This window comes from Kitasatospora sp. NPDC054939, assembly GCF_053610105.1.
Map to the genome: position 1 here is coordinate 29,549 of NZ_JBSGXP010000028.1, position 16,836 is coordinate 46,384.

16 protein-coding genes are annotated in these 16,836 nt (G+C 72.9%); 9 read left to right on the forward strand and 7 right to left on the reverse strand.

What is annotated here, in order from left to right; translation table 11 throughout:
• Positions 1–81: 81 nt before the first annotated feature.
• Positions 82–627, reverse strand: coding sequence for a hypothetical protein (locus tag ACWGB8_RS11170; RefSeq protein WP_452212441.1), 546 nt, complete (start codon positions 625–627; stop codon positions 82–84).
• A 532-nt stretch (positions 628–1,159) separates the two neighbouring features.
• Between ACWGB8_RS11170 and ACWGB8_RS11175 the strand changes: the two genes are divergently transcribed.
• From ACWGB8_RS11175 to ACWGB8_RS11205, 7 genes are all read left to right on the forward strand, one after another.
• A complete protein-coding gene (locus ACWGB8_RS11175; RefSeq protein ID WP_452212442.1) occupies positions 1,160–2,806 on the forward strand; it encodes a hypothetical protein in 1,647 nt (548 codons plus the stop codon).
• Positions 2,807–2,847: 41 nt separating this feature from the next.
• Positions 2,848–3,996, forward strand: a complete 1,149-nt coding sequence (locus ACWGB8_RS11180) for a hypothetical protein (protein WP_452212444.1) — start codon at positions 2,848–2,850, stop codon at positions 3,994–3,996.
• Between the two features lie 246 nt (positions 3,997–4,242).
• Positions 4,243–4,863 carry a LysE family translocator gene (locus ACWGB8_RS11185; RefSeq protein ID WP_452212446.1) on the forward strand — a complete coding sequence of 207 codons (621 nt, stop codon included), beginning with the start codon at positions 4,243–4,245 and terminating at the stop codon, positions 4,861–4,863.
• Between the two features lie 192 nt (positions 4,864–5,055).
• Complete coding sequence (locus tag ACWGB8_RS11190; protein ID WP_452212448.1) at positions 5,056–6,534, forward strand: HEAT repeat domain-containing protein; 1,479 nt, start codon at positions 5,056–5,058, stop codon at positions 6,532–6,534.
• A complete protein-coding gene (locus ACWGB8_RS11195) occupies positions 6,510–8,231 on the forward strand; it encodes an amidohydrolase (protein WP_452212450.1) in 1,722 nt (573 codons plus the stop codon). Before ACWGB8_RS11190 ends, ACWGB8_RS11195 begins: the two co-directional genes overlap by 25 nt.
• 521 nt (positions 8,232–8,752) lie before the next feature.
• On the forward strand, positions 8,753–8,896 hold the full coding sequence (locus ACWGB8_RS11200; RefSeq protein WP_452212452.1) for a hypothetical protein: 144 nt from the start codon (positions 8,753–8,755) through the stop codon (positions 8,894–8,896).
• Positions 8,897–9,110: 214 nt separating this feature from the next.
• Positions 9,111–10,466 carry an MATE family efflux transporter gene (locus tag ACWGB8_RS11205; RefSeq protein ID WP_452212454.1) on the forward strand — a complete coding sequence of 452 codons (1,356 nt, stop codon included), beginning with the start codon at positions 9,111–9,113 and terminating at the stop codon, positions 10,464–10,466.
• A 39-nt stretch (positions 10,467–10,505) separates the two neighbouring features.
• Here ACWGB8_RS11205 and ACWGB8_RS11210 read toward each other — a convergent pair whose 3' ends face one another.
• From ACWGB8_RS11210 to ACWGB8_RS11220, 3 genes are all read right to left on the reverse strand, one after another.
• A complete protein-coding gene (locus ACWGB8_RS11210) occupies positions 10,506–11,093 on the reverse strand; it encodes a DUF1707 SHOCT-like domain-containing protein (RefSeq protein WP_452212455.1) in 588 nt (195 codons plus the stop codon).
• A gap of 117 nt (positions 11,094–11,210) precedes the next feature.
• Complete coding sequence (locus ACWGB8_RS11215; protein ID WP_452212456.1) at positions 11,211–11,879, reverse strand: adenylate kinase family protein; 669 nt, start codon at positions 11,877–11,879, stop codon at positions 11,211–11,213.
• A 422-nt stretch (positions 11,880–12,301) separates the two neighbouring features.
• On the reverse strand, positions 12,302–12,895 hold the full coding sequence (locus ACWGB8_RS11220) for a hypothetical protein (RefSeq protein WP_452212458.1): 594 nt from the start codon (positions 12,893–12,895) through the stop codon (positions 12,302–12,304).
• A 32-nt stretch (positions 12,896–12,927) separates the two neighbouring features.
• Between ACWGB8_RS11220 and ACWGB8_RS11225 the strand changes: the two genes are divergently transcribed.
• Entirely contained in the window at positions 12,928–13,224 is a 297-nt protein-coding gene (locus tag ACWGB8_RS11225) for a hypothetical protein (RefSeq protein WP_452212460.1), read from the forward strand.
• Positions 13,225–13,308: 84 nt separating this feature from the next.
• Here the strand turns inward: ACWGB8_RS11225 and ACWGB8_RS11230 are convergent, their stop codons facing one another.
• Positions 13,309–13,632, reverse strand: coding sequence for a plasmid stabilization protein (locus ACWGB8_RS11230; RefSeq protein WP_452212461.1), 324 nt, complete (start codon positions 13,630–13,632; stop codon positions 13,309–13,311).
• Positions 13,633–13,778: 146 nt separating this feature from the next.
• On the opposite strand from ACWGB8_RS11230, the gene ACWGB8_RS11235 reads away from it, so the two are divergent.
• Positions 13,779–14,705, forward strand: coding sequence for a phosphotransferase family protein (locus ACWGB8_RS11235; RefSeq protein WP_452212463.1), 927 nt, complete (start codon positions 13,779–13,781; stop codon positions 14,703–14,705).
• 102 nt (positions 14,706–14,807) lie between these two features.
• Here ACWGB8_RS11235 and dacB read toward each other — a convergent pair whose 3' ends face one another.
• Positions 14,808–16,406: a D-alanyl-D-alanine carboxypeptidase/D-alanyl-D-alanine endopeptidase gene (gene dacB, locus ACWGB8_RS11240; protein ID WP_452212465.1), complete on the reverse strand. Its 1,599-nt coding sequence runs from the start codon at positions 16,404–16,406 to the stop codon at positions 14,808–14,810.
• Between the two features lie 39 nt (positions 16,407–16,445).
• Positions 16,446–16,766, reverse strand: coding sequence for a hypothetical protein (locus tag ACWGB8_RS11245; RefSeq protein ID WP_452212467.1), 321 nt, complete (start codon positions 16,764–16,766; stop codon positions 16,446–16,448).
• Positions 16,767–16,836 lie beyond the last annotated feature (70 nt).

The following is a 16,836-nucleotide window of genomic DNA, read 5'->3' on the forward strand; positions in this document are numbered from 1 at the left end:
CGCGGGCCCGCGGCCGCTTCCGGGACCGCGCCGGGCGCCACGTCCGCTGCGCGAGCGGGTTGCGGGTCGGGGTGGCGGCGGCTACCTCTCGCGGGTCAGGGGGTAGAAGTCACCGTCGATCACCAGTCGGGTGAGGTCGGGATCCACCGTGAGAAGGAGCCAGTAACTGGACGGCGCCGCCTGCAGGAACGCAACGGCCGACTCGGCGAGCCGCACCCTTCCGTTGCCCAGATGGGTGATCCCCGGCGGCTGCTCGAAGTCGGCGAGCCACTGCGCCCGGGCGGTTCCCATGACGGCGGTGTAGGTGATGACCGTGCCGGACGACTGTTCCCTGTCCCGCAGGATGTCGTCGTAGGCGACCATGGTCAGGATGCTCTCGATCGCGGTGTCGAGATCGTGGATGTCGGCGTACTCACGCAGTCCGATGCCGGCGTCCTGCAGTCGCCTCCGCACGGTCACGGTCCACCCCCGCCCGTAGGGAGACCTCGTCGCGCGGGCGACCTCGATGCCTCCCCGACCGCCGGAGTCGAGGCAGACCACCACGCACCGTCCGCCGTCCAGGGTCTGCAGGGACAGCCTCCGGCGCTCCATCGCCTCCAGCCAGCGCCTGTCGATGCCGTGTGCCATCGGTAACTCCCTCCCCCGGGGCCACGCCGCCGACGCGGCCCAGCCGTGTCGCCGACTGTCGGTGCCCGTCAACGAACTTGACGGTCACTCAGGTCATACCAGCGTATGCGCTCGGTCGACGGCGGGGCAGTGGCTTGCGCATCTCGGACGCGCACACCGGTCGTACGGATCGCCCGGACACCCCGCCCGTACACCCCGCCCGAGCCCCGCGCCGACACCCGCGATCCCGTCGCAGCCGGGTCGGCGGGTGCGCGATGCGTCCGGCGAGTTCGACTTCGCCGTCGCGCCCCTTGCGCCGGCCGGCGCCCCGGGGCCGGTCGCCGCCACAGCGCCATCAGGCCCTCCACGTCATAGAACCGGATCGCCTCCTTCGTGCAGGGAGCACCGCTGCGGGACCCGGGGCCGGGCAGGCTTCTGGTGATCCGTCAAAGCGTCAGCGCCACCGCGTGTTGGCCGTGTCCGGGCCGGTGGGCTCTGCCATGCTGCTCCGGGAGACGGCCCGTGCGTGCGGTCGGGCCGGGAGAGGACGGCGATGTCCGAGGAACCGACCCGGCCCTGGCGGCGGGCGACCGCGTGGATGCGCCCCGCCCGGGTGGCGCAGGCGGGTCTCGAAGCGGGCCCCGAGGGCCCTGGGCCCGCCGCCGAGGCGGACGACGAACCCTGCGGCGCCGGGATCGGCGAGCTTCCGGCCGGTCTCTACCGCATGGTCTCCGGCGTGGACCGGGAGGCGGTGCCCGTTCCCGAGGAGCAGGCGGCCCGCCTCGGCGACCCGATGGCCACGCTGTTCCTGCGCCAGGGCCGGTTCCCGGTGACCGTGACGGAGCTGCTGGACGGACTGCCGCCCGGCCTGCCCGCGCCGCAGGTGTACCTGGTGGGCGAGGCCGGGCGGATCGACCCGGCCGAGGCGCCGGAGCTGCCGCGCGACCTGCGGTTCGCGATCGCCTGCAAGACCCGCGGCTCCGCCGTGGACCTGCTGGTCTCCACCGGGGCCGGCGGCGACCCGGCGCAGACCTTCCTCCAGGTCGCGGCCTGGGACCAGGCCGCCGGGCTGTTCAACTACTACCTGCGGATCGGCCCCGCCTGGATCTGGGCCGGCGACTCCTGGTCCGCACTGGAGGAGCCCTCGCGCGGCAAGGGCTGCTTCGACAGCCACGTCAACGGCAGCGTGGTGATGAAGGAGCTCAAGGCCCCCTGGGCCAACTGGCGGTCGATGGCCGCGGACATCCTGCTCGCCCCGGACGACCCGCTGCGCCGGGATCCGCTGTACCGGTCGTCGATCGGCGCCGAGACGCTGGAGCTGACGGTCCGGGCGCTGGTCAGCCGCTGGACGGCGGCCCGGGTGCGGAAGGTGTCGGAGGGCGGCACCGTGGACCACCCGGACCGCCTGCTGCGCCACCTGTTCACCAGCACCACGGTCAACCTCGCCTCCTCCGCCGTGGAGAGCGCCCAGGTCCGCCCGGGAGGCCCGCCGCTGACCCTGCCGGTCAGCTTCTGGCTGAACGCGGACGTGCTGCTGGACGTCCTCGGGCTGCCGCTCACCGTGCCGCTGCCGCAGGCACCGCCGGAGCTGTACCGGCGCGCGCTGGCAGAGTTCGGCTTCCGGCTGGCCGAGCGGTCCAGCGGCTTCTCCCGGCCGGGCGACACCTTCTTCGCCTTCCCCTACCCCGAACCGGCCCTGGAGGACAACGACGTCGTCCGCCACCTGCTGGCCCGCGGACTGGTCTCCGAACGGTTCGCCTCCTGCGCGCTGATGCTGGACTTCCCCAACCCGGTGTTCAGCGCCGACCGGGCCCGGCTGATGGCGTACGTGCCGGCCGGCCCGGTCCCGTCCGGCGAGCTGGGCGAGCGCACGGCCGCGGCGGTCGTCGCAGCGGCGGCCGGGCTGCCGACCGACAGCCCGGAGGCCCGGTTCGCCGCCGACTGGGCGCTGCCGGAGGACGAGCGGACGGCCCGGTTCGGCGCACGGCTGGACGCCTACCTGCAGAGGGTGACCGAACTGATCGCCACCGAGCAGGGCTTCTTCGACTACGTCCGCCTCGCCGAGTCCCGCCGCCGGAGCTTCCGCGCGCTGCGGCTCAACGAGTTCGAACTGACCCTGCCGGTCACCGACATCCCCGCCACCGACCCGCCGCGCCTGATGCGCGAGGACGGCACCGTCGTCGCCCAGGCGCAGCCGTAACCCCCTCGAAGCAACAGTACGAGCCGAAGGAGCACCCCGCCGTGACCAAGCTCAACTCCTACTCGCCGCCCGGCAACCTCACCGACCTCAGCGACGACGGCCGCAACGCCTGGCACATCTTCATCTCCGACAGCGTCGACGAGGCCGCCAAGGGGCCCGACCCGGCCCAGGTGCGCAACGACAGCCCGCGCCCGCAGTTCTTCAACCTGACCGCCGTGGACACCGCCGCGGACGCCACCACGGCGACGGTCACCTGGACGGCCTTCCCGCGGCAGGTCAAGATCATGTCCGCCGGGGACGTCCAGCGCTGGACCAGAGCCGATGCCAGCCGCTTCGTCCAGGACGAGTACTGCGAGTGGAGCATCACCCGCGACGACCAGGGCAAGATCACCCGGGTCGACTTCACCTGCGAGGGGCCCGAGTACTGGGACGTCCTGGCGCAGACCTCGCCGGACACCGTGGTGCAGCTCTACCGCAAGTTCATCAGCCCCGACGTCCGCCCGGAGCACCTGTTCAGCAACGGGCGCTACGAGCGGCGGAACATCTGGAACAACTCCACCACGCTCGGCGCGATGCACCTGATCCAGCCCGCCAACACCCTGGGCGCGGAGATCGAGCTGGCCGCCGCCGCCTCCATCCAGCGCGTCATCGACGGCCGGCCGCTGACCAGCGAACAGGAACTGATCGCCTGCGGCCAGTACGGGGCACCGGAACGCAACAGCGACCCGCACATCGGCGGCGCGGTCAACGAGGTGGCGCGCGCCAAGGCCTCGCTCTCCCTCGCCGACCCGGTCGGCCTCTACTTCGACGGCCTCGCCACCGACGGCTGGGAGACCCCGGACGGCTCCGACCCGCACAGCTACTGGCGCTACGAGCGCGGCGACGCCGACCACCCGGTCCGGGCCGTGTACGAGGTCCCCGAGGGGACCGGCTTCGCCGTCGGGGACATCACCATCAACGGGCGGCCGATCCGCTTCGGGGCGCAGATCGCCGACTTCATCACCATCAAGCTCACGGCCGTGGCCTGGGGCTTCGGGCAGAACGACGCCGCACCGCAGACCGCCTGCCGCCAGGACCTGCCCCAGCCGGTGGCGGGCCCCGAGCGGGCGTTCGCCGCCGCGGCGTTCTCCCCGCACGGCTACCTGGGCGCGGACCTTCAGCAGGCCTCCGTCACCACCCGCAGGTCCTGACGACCCCGCCGAACCAGCGGGCTTGAACAAGCGCCGTCGGTCGTCCGCACGGGGCTGAGGTGCATTGCGCGGTCAGCCGCCTGCACCGGCCCGGCGGGACCGCGGCACCGGCCCGGTCGGGGGACCTCCCCCGACCGGGCCGGTCCGTCGCGGCCACCACCCGCACGACCGGTGTTCCCTCCCGCCCACCGTGCTTCGGGCGGGGCCTATGGACATGATCGGCAGTGGGACCCGACGATGGGGCCCATGCTGAGCACCCTCCTCCCCTTCCTCGGCGCCTGCACGCTGATCGCGGCCTCGCCCGGACCGAGCACGATGCTGATCATCCGGCAGTCCCTGCGCAGCCGGCGTGCCGGCTTCCTCACCGTGCTGGGCAACGAGACCGGCGTCTTCGTCTGGGGTGTCCTGGCCGCCTTCGGGCTCACCGCGCTGCTCGCGGCCTCCCAACTGGCGTACGACATCATGCGGATCGCCGGCGCCGTGACGCTGGTCGCCTTCGGCATCAAGACGCTGCTGGACACCCGCGGCGGGCACGGACAGGAGGACGGCCAGGACGCACAGCCGGTGCGCTCGGGCTGGGCTTCGTACCGCTCGGGCCTGCTGCTGAACCTCGCCAACCCCAAGGCCGCGGTGTTCGCGATGTCGTTCCTGCCGCAGTTCGTCCCCGCAGGTGCCCCTCATCTGCCCACCATGATCGGCCTCGCGGCCGTCTGGGCCGTCTTCGAGGTCGGCTACTACGGACTGTACGTCTGGTTCGTCGGCCGCATGAAGAAGATCATCTCCCGGGCCGAGGTACGCCGGCGCCTCGAACGGGTCTCCGGCAGTGTGCTGGTCCTCCTCGGCATTCGGATGGCCATCGACAGCTGAGGCCGAGAACGGCCGACGCCGAATCCAGACCCGAGCCGGACACCGTCGCACGACCCGCCCAACCCGTTCGCACCGCACCCGAAAACAGCCCGCCCCGGCGCAGCGGCGGTGTGGCACAATCCTCGACGTGATCGCATCCTCTGCACGGAAGGGCGGCCTCCGCCCCTGCCGGTGAGGTGGCTGGACGCGGCCGTGGCCGACGGGAGCGCCACGACGCCCGGCCATCCCTCCCGCACCGCAATCCTCGACGCCGTCCACGCCGACCGCTCCGGCCCCGTGGCCGTTCGGCTTCTCCGACTGGCCCACGCCGACGAGCCGTTGGTCCGGCGCGAGGCCATGGATCTGCTCGACAGCGCGAATCCCTTCCACCGGCCGTGGCCCGAGGCCGTCGACGCCGCATGCGCCCGGCTCGGAGACCCCGACGGCGAAGTACGGCGCAGAGCCGCGCAGCTCGTCGGGTACTGCAGGAGGCCCGACCTCGCCCTCGCGCTCCTCGAACGCCCCAGCGATCCCGTGGTGCGCACCGTCCTGGCCCAGTCGCTCGGCCCCGCCGCCGCACCGCTGCACGGCGACCCGCTCGCCTCGGTGCGCTTCCTGGCCAACCTGGCGGCCCTGCACACCGCCGCCCCCGCGCAGTACCCCGCTCTGGACGCGGCGCTGCTCGCCGACGCCCGCGAGGCCGCGCTCCACCTGCCGGACCTCGGACGCCGCTGGGGCCGGGTGCTGTGCGAGGTGGGGCGCGAGCGGCACCTGTACTCCCTCGCGGCCCGGCTGCTCGCCGACCCCGCCACCCGGGACGCGGGTGCCGGCCTGGCCCGCGAGGCGTGCCACCACCGGCGGGCGGCCCCGGTGGTCCTGCTGCCGCTGCTCGCCCGCCACTACCGCAGGCATCCCGGCCCCGCACTCGCGGACGCCCTCACGACCGCCCTGATCTCCCGGGCCGCGCGGCGCACGCACGCCGTGATCGTCGCCGGACTCCCGTTCGCGCCTCCCCCGCCTCCGCCCCGGCCCCCGTTCGGCGATCAGCCCGCGTACGACAGTGACACCGCCGCCGCGCTCCTCGCGGCCAAGCCGGTGGGCATCGCCCGCCTGCGCCACGCCACCGCGGTCTTCACCGCCCTGCTCGACGCGGGCCCGCTGACCTTCCGCCAGGCCGCCCAGCTGTACGGCCTCACCTTCGACCGCCCCAGCCGCTGCCAGGCCGAATGCGCCCCGCTGTGGCTGCGCCACGCCGGCCCGACGGTGCTGCCCCGGCTGCTCGCCCTCATGACACCGCACCTGGACGACTACACGATCGGGGAGTACTACCTGGCGGGCCTCGCCCGGATGGGGCACCACGCGCGGCCCGCGCTACCGGCGGTGACCGCGATGATCGACCGTCCCACCCGCATCCCCGTCAACGACTCCACGGCCGACGGCGAGACGAGGCTCGACGAATGCCTTCTCGCCGCCGCACTCCACGCCCGCCACGCGATCCTCTCCGCCGCACACACCGACTGCCCGAGGAACACGCTCCCACTGCACCCCTGCCCGACCGCTGACGCTGTGACCCGTCCCAGTGAACTTTCGGCCGTTCTCGGGAAGTTCGGCCACGCCGCTCCTAGGCTCGGCCCCGGATTTCGTACCCCAGTGAACGGGAGACCCACATGGCCGAGCAGCAGGCCGACCTGATCCTCCACGGCGGCTCGATCGTCACCCTCGACGAGGGCGGCGGCGACGCGCCGGAGGCGGTGGCCGTCAAGGACGGCGTGATCGTGTTCGTCGGCGGCCGGCAGGAGGCACTGGAGCGCTGGAACGGCCCGCAGACCGCCGTGCGGGATCTCGGAGGACACGCCCTGCTGCCCGGGTTCATCGACGCGCACGGGCATCTCGGCGGCATCGGACTGCAGGCCGTCATCGCCAACCTGCTGGCCGCTCCCGACGGCGACGTCACCGACCTCGGCTCGCTGAAGGACAAGCTGCGTGCCTGGGCCGCGAGCCCGGTGGGGGCGGACTCCGAGTGGATCGTCGGGTTCGGGTACGACGACGCGATGCTCGCCGAGGGCCGCCACCCCACCCGGGACGACCTCGACGAGGTGTCGACGGACCGCCCGGTGCTGGCCATCCACCAGTCGTTCCACCTCGGCGCGGTGAACAGCCTCGGCCTGAAGCGGCTCCGCTACACAGCCGCCACGCCCGACCCCGAGGGCGGGGTGATCCGGCGACGCGAGCTCGCCGTCCCGCCCTCGTACGGCGAGCCCGACGGCGTGCTGGAGGAGAAGGCGTTCAACCCGGCCTCGGACCTGGCGCTCGCCGGGCTGCCGGAACGCGAACTGCGCGCGCTGTTCGTCACGGGCGCGGCCGCGGCGGCGGCCTTCGGCTTCACCACCGTCCAGGAGGGCGGCACCACCCTCGCGAACCTCAAGGCGCTGCGCGACACGGCCGCCGCCGTGCCGCTGCCGGTCGACGTGGTCGCGTACGTGAAGGCCGACGAGGCGACCTCCTCCGCGCTGGACGACCCGATCGGGGCGAGCGACGCGTACGTCAACGGCGTCCGCGCGGCCGGGGTGAAGCTGGTCCTGGACGGCTCGCCGCAGGGACGCACGGCATGGCTCACCAAGCCGTACCTGGAGCCGCCGGCCGGGCAGCCGCAGGACTACTGCGGGTATCCGGCGGTGCCGGACGACGCGGTCGTGGCCAAGCAGGTCGGCACGGCGGTCGAGCGGGGCTGGCAGGTGCTGGCGCACGTCAACGGCGACGCGGCGATCGACCAGTTCATCCGGGCGGTCGGTGCGGCCGGGCCGGGGCGGCGGCCGACCGTGGCCATCCACGCGCAGACCGCCCGCGAGGACCAGGTCGAGGCGTTCGCCCGGCTGGGGATCACGCCGTCCTTCTTCTCGATGCACACCTACTACTGGGGCGACTGGTACCGCGGGACCGTCCTCGGCGAGGAGCGGGCGGTGAACATCTCCCCCGCCCGGTGGGCGCTCGACCGGGGCCTGCGCTACACCTCGCACCACGACGCCCCGGTGGCGCTGCCGAACTCGATCGCCGTGCTGTCCAGCCAGGTGACCCGGCGCACCCGCGGTGGAGACGTCCTCGGACCCGACCAGCGGGTGTCCGCCCTGGATGCCGTCCGCGCGATCACCATCAACGCCGCCCACCAGTACGGCGAGGAGAGCCGCAAGGGCAGCATCGAGGTCGGCAAGCTCGCCGATCTGGTCGTCCTCAGCGCCGATCCGCTGGCGATCGACCCGGAGGAGATCCGCGGCATCACGGTGGTCGAGACCATCAAGGCCGGCACCACCGTCCACCCTCCGGCAGCCGCCGGCTCGGCCTCCGCGGCCCCCACGCCCGCACCCACCCCGCAGTGGGGCTGCTCCTGCTGAACCGGCGACACCCTGCCCCGCCCCCCACCACACAGTTCGCCGCGGGCCGGAGCCGCCGCGGCCGAAGGCGCAGCCGGGCGGCTTCCTGACCGACGGACCCGGACGCATCGCACGCATCGCAGCGGACGGCGACCGAGACCGGACGGGTGGTCTCAGTGGCCGGTGAAGCCGGTGAAGCCGGTGAAGCCGGTCGGTCGGCTCCCGATGGCGCCGGGCGGGCGGCGGCGGTGGCGACGGCCCGGGCCTCGTCGGCCCGGGCCGTGCCGTGTTTCAGGGCGTAGCCGCACACCGCGTCCCGGCCGGCGGGGCCCTCCAGACGCCGCAGTTCCCGGCGACAGGCGTCGGCCAGCGCGGGTGGGGCCGTCCGGCACCGTGATGCCGACGAACAGGTCGTCCATCCGCACGCCGTATGCGAAGGGCCGTTCGGCAGGCAGAATCTGACATAGCACAGGAAATCAACCAGCCATCAGATCTGTTGATTTCCAGTGCTTGAAGAGCAGAGCTCGATCTCGGGGGATCCCATGGCCCAGCCTCACCGCACCATCCACATCGACGACGAGGTGTTCGCCCTCCTTCAACGCCACAGCGAGCCGCTGGTCGAGGTCCACGGCCCCAGTGGTGCCATGCTCCCCGAGCTGCGCGGCCGGCTCGCCGGACCGTCCTGAACACACGCCGCGGATCGGACCGGACGGCGCCGCCGGAACACCGCCACCGCTGCTGCGACCGCGCGTCGGCCCGGCTCCGGCTGCCTCTCGGCGGCGGCGAGCTACTCGACCCGGCACACTCCGCCCGGCTCAGGGACCTGGGCATCCCCCGGGTGCTCACCCTGCACGGGCCGACCGAGGCCACCGACCGGCATCGAACGACAGGAGCAACCTGGTGACAACGAACGACGGACCGCCGACCACGACGGGGGCGAGGATCAGGGCGATCGCGGGCACCGCGCTGCCGCTGTACCTGTCCATGATCGCCGCCTCCGCCGGCGCCCTGGTCGACACCGCCGTCCTCGGCCACCACGGCACCGCCTCCCTCGCCGGCCTCGGAGTGACCCTGGCCGTCTTCGGCCCGGCCACCGCCGCGATCGCCGGCGCCCAGCGCGGGGTGATGCCCTTCGTGACGGAGCGCCAGGACGACCCCCGGCAACTGCTGTCCGTGCTGCGCAACGGCATGTGGCTGGCGGTGGCCACCGGCGGCCTCGGGGCGCTCGCCGTCGCCGCCGTCCCGCTGATCGCCCGGCTCGGCGGGGTGCCCGCGGAGACCGTCGACGGGCTCGGCGTGTTCCCGCTGCTGCTGGCCCTCGACACGCTGGCGGTCGCCCTGTCCACCACCGCGACCTCGGCACTGATCGGCCTCGGCCGCAGCCGGCTGGTGATGCGCTCCGGCCTCGCCGGCACCGGCACCGCGGTGGTGCTGTCACTGCTGCTGGTCGGCGGCCCCGGCCCACTGCCGGCCCTGGGCCTCACCGGCGCCGGCATCGCCATGCTCGCCTCCGGTCTGATCAGCGCCGTGGTCGCGCAGGTGGCGCTGCACCGGGTGCCGCAGCTCGCGGGACAGCCGCTGACGCTGGGACGGCCGCAGCCCGCCGAGGTGCTGGCGCTGGCCCGGATCGGGATACCGCTGGCCACGACCGTGCTGATCAAGTTCGCCGTACTCGGGGTCCTGGCCTTCTCCGCCGCCCGGATCGGCACCGAGGACGCGGCCGTGCACAGCGTCGCGGTGGCGCTGGTGAACCTGGTGTTCACGGCGGCCGTCGCGGTCGGCCAGGCGGTCGTGCCCGTGGTGGCCGAACGCCTCAAGGCGGAGGACCTGCCGGGCGTGCGGGCCGGAGTGGGCGCGGGCCTGGCCGTGGCGGCCGGGGCGGTCCTGCTCCTGGGCGCCGTTCTGGCGATGGCGCGCGGCCCGGTGCTGGACGTGTTCAGCACCGACCCGCAGGTCCGCGCGGGACTGGTGGACCTGCTCCCGCTGCTGCTGGCCGCGGTCGCGGCGGACGCGCTGCAGGCACTGTTCGGTTTCGGCCTGATCGGGCTGCGGCGGACGCTGCCCAGCATGCTCTGCTTCGCCGCCGGCTACGGCGTGCTCGCCCTCGCCGCCGCGCCGGCCGCCGCGTACGGCGGGCTCACCGCGCTGTGGGGCACCCTCGTGGCGGTCAACCTGGCCCTGGTTGCGGCACAGGGCTGGTGCTTCCGCCGGTACAGCGCGATCGCGGTGTCGGCGGCGCCGGCGGTGACCGCCTGACCCCGGACGCCCCGCGCGGCGCCTACTGCCCCCGCTCCATCAGCCTCGGCAGCGCTGCTTGATCTTGATCGGGCCCGACCGGGGGTGACCGATCACGACGATCGTCGGGGCGCCGGGCTCCGCCACCTCACTGGCCTTGTTGATGATGTGGCCGGTGTTGGTACTCGACCTGTCGATCCGTACCCCCCAGCCGCGCGGAACGATCAGCCGGATGTGGCCCAGGCCGGTCACTGCTTCGACGGTGACCTCCCGGTGGACGCACACGGCCTTGGTGAAGTCGATCGTGATGAGCGGCATCCGGCACTCGGCGACGATGCGCCGAGGAACGGTCCACCGGCCGCGCTGGGCGATGTTGTTCCTCCGGGTCCTGAGCACGAGGACATCGTCCTCGGGGCCCGCCCCGACCTCCCGTCCGCCCAGATCCGTTACCAGGACGTCGAGTTCGCGGAAGGTCCGTGCGGCGTAGGCGCGATCGAGCCGCTCTTCCAACTCCCCCAGGTCGATGCGGCCTTCACCGGCGGCGACCCGCAACTGCTCGGCCACCGCCTCCCGGTCGGCGTCCCCGGCGCGGACTTCCACCCCGGCCTCGGGCGCCGTACGTGCGGCTGGCAGTTCCTCGTTGACCATACGGCCTACTCTAGGTCCCAGGCGGACCGGACCGGCAGGCCGAGTGCCAACTCCCGCTCCCGCGCGGGCTTTGCGGCGTTGCGGCCTCTGGGCGGGAACCGCCGCCGCCCTCACCGTTCAACCGAGGTCCGCGGCCATGCCGGCGAGCGCAGCGAGCGCGCGCCCCGCGATCTCGTCGGGCGCGCCGACAGCGTCGACGGTGACGAGAAGGCCTTGCTCGGCGTAGTACCGGACGCTCGGCTCCACCATCGCTTCGTATCTGCTGAAGCGGCCACGAACGCCGGCTTCCTTGTCGTCCTCGCGCTGGAAGAGGTCACCGCCGCAGAGGTTGCAGAGGCCGTCGGCGACGGAGGTGTCGACTGCCGGCTCGAAGCGGTGGCTCGGATCGCTGCGGCAGAGGCGACCGGCCGTCCAATGGCGGACGCAGCGCTCCACCTCCTCCGGCAGGCGCAGATGCACCACACCGTGGAGGGGCGTGCCGAGATCCTGGAGCAGCCAGTCCAGAGCCTGGGCCTGGGGGGCGCTGAGCGGGTGCCGCTTGAGGACGAAGGCGCGGCTCTTCGTTCGGCGCAGGTGGTCGTGGACGATCGCAGTCACGATCTCGCCCGGGAACGGACTGCCCGACGCTATGACTGCGGCACATCGGACACCGAGTTCGGTGCCTTGACGGAGGTGAGCGCGTATGAGGTCGCCGAAGTCGATGCACGGAGCTGCCAAGGCACGAGCCAGCGGTGCGGACGGGGCTTCGTGGAGCCATGCCGGCGGTTCGAGAATGACAACACGCATCGCTCACCTGTCTGAATCGCTCGGCCCGGTTCCAGGACCAGTCTGCAGCCTGGATACAACGACTTGGGCACCGCCTTGAACCAGGGTGACGGGCCTGCCTGCCCGAATGAGTCGGTAGTTCGAGTCACGATCCGCAGGAACCGATCCTGGCATGCTGCAGGTCTCAGCCGTCGCCAGGCGCCGACCTTGCCGGTACCGGGTTGCGCCGGACGGGCCGCGTCCCCCTGTCGGAGTCAGCGGCGCAGATCCAGGCGCTGTTGCCCGCCCGGTGTCGACGGCACTCGCCGGTCGGGGCGGGTCACCACGACATGGCCGACCTCGTACGCAACCCGGTCGCCCGCGGCGACGAACACCGCTCCGAGACCCGCCGCAGCCGGCGGCTGACCGACGCCCACCGGGCTCCCGGCGCGTGCGCGGTGCGTTCAGGTGCGCGGCGGCGCGACCTCGATCACCGTGGCCGTGCCGACGGCGGGTCCGGTTTCGTGCATGGTGATCACGTCGCCGCGCTTCAGATGCCTCCACTGCTCGGGGCGCAGGGGTGCCAGCCGGACATCGGCGGTCTCGCCCGGGCCGAGCGTTTCGGCGTACTCCACCCACAGCCTTGCGATGCTCAGCTCTCGTTCTCCGTCGGCGGTGCGAGTGCCGATGTCCCACATCGGCCTGAGCCGGCCGTCCCCGGAGAAGGCGGCTCGACGTCCGCCCACCTCCGTGTCCAGCAGGCTCAGCGTTGCCCGAACGGTGCCGTGCCGGACTTCCCAGGCCCGCCACTGACACCCGCGGTGGCTGCGGTCCAGCATCATCTGTCGGGCGGCTTCGGCGAGAAGCTCCCAGAACTCCACGGACACCGGGTGAACGTCCCCGATCTCTTCGAGAACGCCGAGCACCGCCTCCCACTCCTGGCGTCCGATGTCCTCGCGCACATCCCCGGCCGTCCGGCCGTTCTCCGCCACGGCGTCCGCGGGCAGCAGATCGACGGCCTGCCGAAGGAGTGTGAACGCGTCATCCATGCGCAGCATTCTCCTCTTCCCCCGTGCGCCATACTGCCGGGGTGCTGTTGACCTGGATCGCCGAGGTGGCGGACGAGCCGCTCGTACTGGAACCGACCGACCGGCGGGTGGAGTGGGAGACCAACACCTGGTGGCTGAGCGCGAAGGAGGAGGACAGGCAGGCGTTGACCGTGCCCGAGGTCGCCGCGTTCGAGCGGACCGCCGAGGGCATCCGCCGCCGTATCCGCGGGACGGACTTCGCAGGTGTGGCGACCTTCTATGTCTGGCATGACGAGCAGGCCGGCCAGCTCCGCTGCTCGGAGCGGGCTCACGGGCGTTCGGTGACGAGCGGGGTGTGACGGCCTGACCCGGCCGGGCGGTGTCCGGGCCGGAGCAGCTGGTCGTTGCGCCGGCCCCACCGTCGCCGGTCGACGCGTTGGAGGTCAGTGGCCGAGGGCGTCGGCGAGCTGCTTCTTGTTCATCGACGAGCGGCCGTGGATGTTGCGCTGCTTCGCCTCGTTGTACAGCTGGTCGTAGGTGGGGCCCTGGGATCCCGAGTGGGAGCGCTGCCCGCCGCGTTTGCCGGAGGACATGTCGTGGGTGGAGGAGCGACTGGCGGTCTTGGACTCGCCGTGCCGGGCGCGTTCCTTGTTCACCGTGCGGGCGGCGATCTCCTTCGCCCGTTCCGTGCTCTCCCCGCGGTCGAGGGCGCTCTCCTTGATGTGATCGTACTGGCGTTCCCGCTTCTTGTTCGAACCGGCAGGCATCGCTCCTCCTCTGGTCTCCGATCGGCCGGGCGTCTACCCGGCGCGCTCCTTTCCACGCCTCGGGTGCGTCCGGTCGGACAACGAGGGCCGGGCCGTCGGCGGAAAACGCGTTGCCGGGTCCGCATCGTTCGCCTAGCGTGCCGATCATGCTGCCGCCCGTGGTGACCGACGAGGAATGGGACGCGATCGTCCCGGACGAGACCGTGATGAGGCCGGGTGCCGAGGACCTCCTCGCGCGACTGGGGCTCGGCGGTGCACCGTTGGAGCGGTTCGCCGGCGGCTCGCAGCCCGTGTACGCGGTGGGCGGGGAGCACGTGCTCAAGCTGTTCCCGGCGGCCTCCGCCGAGGACGGCATCGCCGAGGCCGCCGTGCTGGCGCATGTCCAGGGCCGCCTGCCCGTCCCCACGCCGGAGGTCCGGGAGTCCGGGCCGTACGTGAACGGCTGGCGGTACGTGCTGATGTCCAGGCTACGCGGGGACGAGTTGGCCGGCGTCTGGACGGAGCTCGCGCAGGCCGACCGGGAGCGGCTGGTCACCGAGGCCGGCGAGACCCTGGCGGCGCTGCACGCGCTGGACCCGGCCCCGGTCGCGGACGTGCTCGGTCCCGGCGACTGGAGTGCCTTCCTGGAGCGGCAGCGCGCCGGCGCGGTCGAACGGCAGCGGCAGCGCGACCTGCCGGACGAATGGCTGGAGCAGATCCCGGACTTCCTCGACTCCGTCGCCCTGCCCTCGACCCGGCACCGGGTGCTGCTGCACACCGAGTTCATGAACCAGCACCTGCTGGTCGCCCCGGACCGCTCCCGGCTCACCGGCCTCTTCGACTTCGAGCCGGCGATGATCGGCGACCCGGCGTACGACTTCGTCGGAGTCGGCCTGTTCGTCACCCGGGGCGATGCGGAGCTGCTGACCCGCCTGCTGAAGGCCTACGGGCGGAGCTTCGAGCCGCGCGAACTCCTCGCCCACACCCTGCTGCACGTGTACAGCAACCTGCCGTGGTACCTGCGCGAGCTGCCCGCCCCGCCCGAGCGCACCCTCGACGCACTCGCCGAGACCTGGTTCGGGCAGGGCGGCTGACGCGCCCGCCGGGTGCCCGTCGCGGAGCCGAGTCCGGACCCGCAGCGGGGCGGGCGGCTCCGGGAACGGCCCGCGGGCGCTTCGCAGGGGCGGGGGAGGCGGTCAGGACCGTGCGGCGGCCTGTTCCTGGAGCAGCCCGGCGATCCGGTTGAGGTCGTCGACGACGTCGAAGAAGGTGGTGATGTCGGGGGTGGAGGCGCCGTTCACGGCCAGGTAGAAGGTGTGCAGTCGGCCGTTGCCGGCGTCCAGGTAGCCGCCGAGGGTCTCGCCGCCGACGGCGAGCCGCTGGTTGACCGCGTCCAGGCCGATGACCGTACCGGGCTTGGCCCAGACCTTGCCCTTGCCCGGGCAGGTGGGGCATCCGTCGCAGGCACTGGCCAGTGAGCCGTCCACCCCCATGATCGGCAGTGCCTCCCGGAACCGGTCGGCCTCGGCGGTGCCCTGCCAGTAGTGCAGGATCTCGTTCTCGACGCCGGGCGTGACCCGGTCCACCGGGTTGCCGCCGCGCCCGTCGAGCAGTTGGACCTTGGTCGGATCGATGCCGGCCTGGCGCAGGAAGCCGTTGACGGGGGCGAAGCCGTCGGCGCACTGGTGGCTGCCGGTCGCGACGGCCATCAGACAGATCCCGAGGTTGGCTCCGAGGTTGTGGCTGACCTTCAGGATCAGCCGCGCGTACTCGGCGTAGACCGGGGAGACGTACGCGGCGACCCGCTGCGTGCCGTCGTAGGAGTTCGGCACCAGGCCCGCGGGGTTCGGTCCGGTCGGTGGGGCGGTGACGCTCACGCCCGCCCGGGCGAGTGCCTCGATCAGCGCGGTGCGGCCGAAGGCGTCCGGATCCTGGACCGGGGAGACGCGCAGCGCCGGCTGTGCGTCGGCCGCGATGGTGCCGGACAGGGTGATGCGGGTGCCGTCGGGGGACGCGGAGACGGTGATGTCGGTCGGGCCGCCGGCCGCGACGGTCCGGACGGTGGACTCCACCTGGTACGGGGCGACCTGCGGCCGCCAGTCCAGGCGGGCCGGCTGTCCGGGGCTGGTGGCGGTGGTCAGCAGGTCGATGAGGTTGTCGTTGATGATCAGCGGGGTGGGGCTCGGGTCGAGCTCGGGGAAGGAGGTGAAGAGCCGGGAGTCGATGGCGACGTCCCCGCGGACCTCGGTGATGCCCGAGTCGCGGACCTGGTGGGCGATCTCGTTCAGCCCGGCGAGCGGGTTCTCGGGGGTGAGGGTGGCGCCGGGGAGGTCGTTGGCGTAGGTGTGGTCGATCGGGGTGAACGCGACCGAGCCGTCCGGCTTGGTGCGTCCTCCCATGGTGAGGTCGCCCTGCGCGACCAGTACCAGCGAGCCGTCCAGCACCGGCCCGGAGCGGGCGCCGACCGCCTGCACGGGCGTGGTGAACCGGTGCTCGCCCCCCAGCGTGTGCCAGGTGCTGGAGACGCTGACCAGCTTGGCCGTCGAACCGGGGATGAAGAACTGGTCCGGGTACTGCGCGTGGATGACCTCGCCGGTCGTGTCGTCGATCTCCAGCAGCCCCCACTGCGCGTGCTCGTAGGCGGGCTTGGACATGATCGCCAGGATGTCCGGACTCAACCCGTCACCCTGTGCCCGCGCCTCCCCCGTCCCGCCGACGGTCATGAAGGCGGCCGCCATCGCGGTGACGACGGCGGCCGCCCTGCGCCGGCCCCGGGCAAACGCTCTCGAACTCATGGACCCACCATTTCCGGGCGCACACGGCCGCCCTGACGGCTACACAGCCCAGCACGCGTACCCGCGGCCCGCCCACCCGCCGAACACCACCGGGCCCCGTTCACCCGCACGCCCCGCAGGTCCACCCCGGCCGGCCCACCGGGACACCGGCCCGCCGAGCCGCGGGAGGGACGTGATCAGTGTCGGCTGCGCATGCATCGTCATGAACTCGACCGGCTGCCCGTCGCGCGCGGCCCGAAGGTCGGCCGGGTCGACGCCGGCCGCCGCGAGCGCAGCGGGGTCGAGCGCGCGGTGGCCCATCAGGTTCGCCAGCAGCGCGCCGAACTCCAGTACTCCTGTCGTTCCTGTCATTCCTGTCATTCCGTCAGCGTAGCGACCGACGTGGAGGCGGCAGCCGAACCCCGTGGCCGGGCTCCAGGGGTTCCGGCCC

What these genes read in the sequence shown, in the direction of transcription:
- ACWGB8_RS11170 (WP_452212441.1), bottom strand. Translation starts at nt 627, where the DNA reads ATGGCACACGGCATCGACAGGCGCTGGCTGGAGGCGATGGAGCGCCGG.
- ACWGB8_RS11175 (WP_452212442.1), top strand. Translation starts at nt 1,160, where the DNA reads ATGTCCGAGGAACCGACCCGGCCCTGGCGGCGGGCGACCGCGTGGATG.
- ACWGB8_RS11185 (WP_452212446.1), top strand. Translation starts at nt 4,243, where the DNA reads ATGCTGAGCACCCTCCTCCCCTTCCTCGGCGCCTGCACGCTGATCGCG.
- ACWGB8_RS11195 (WP_452212450.1), top strand. Translation starts at nt 6,510, where the DNA reads ATGGCCGAGCAGCAGGCCGACCTGATCCTCCACGGCGGCTCGATCGTC.
- ACWGB8_RS11200 (WP_452212452.1), top strand. Translation starts at nt 8,753, where the DNA reads ATGGCCCAGCCTCACCGCACCATCCACATCGACGACGAGGTGTTCGCC.
- ACWGB8_RS11210 (WP_452212455.1), bottom strand. Translation starts at nt 11,093, where the DNA reads ATGGTCAACGAGGAACTGCCAGCCGCACGTACGGCGCCCGAGGCCGGG.
- ACWGB8_RS11215 (WP_452212456.1), bottom strand. Translation starts at nt 11,879, where the DNA reads ATGCGTGTTGTCATTCTCGAACCGCCGGCATGGCTCCACGAAGCCCCG.
- ACWGB8_RS11220 (WP_452212458.1), bottom strand. Translation starts at nt 12,895, where the DNA reads ATGCTGCGCATGGATGACGCGTTCACACTCCTTCGGCAGGCCGTCGAT.
- ACWGB8_RS11230 (WP_452212461.1), bottom strand. Translation starts at nt 13,632, where the DNA reads ATGCCTGCCGGTTCGAACAAGAAGCGGGAACGCCAGTACGATCACATC.
- ACWGB8_RS11235 (WP_452212463.1), top strand. Translation starts at nt 13,779, where the DNA reads ATGCTGCCGCCCGTGGTGACCGACGAGGAATGGGACGCGATCGTCCCG.
- dacB (WP_452212465.1), bottom strand. Translation starts at nt 16,406, where the DNA reads ATGAGTTCGAGAGCGTTTGCCCGGGGCCGGCGCAGGGCGGCCGCCGTC.
- ACWGB8_RS11245 (WP_452212467.1), bottom strand. Translation starts at nt 16,766, where the DNA reads ATGACAGGAATGACAGGAACGACAGGAGTACTGGAGTTCGGCGCGCTG.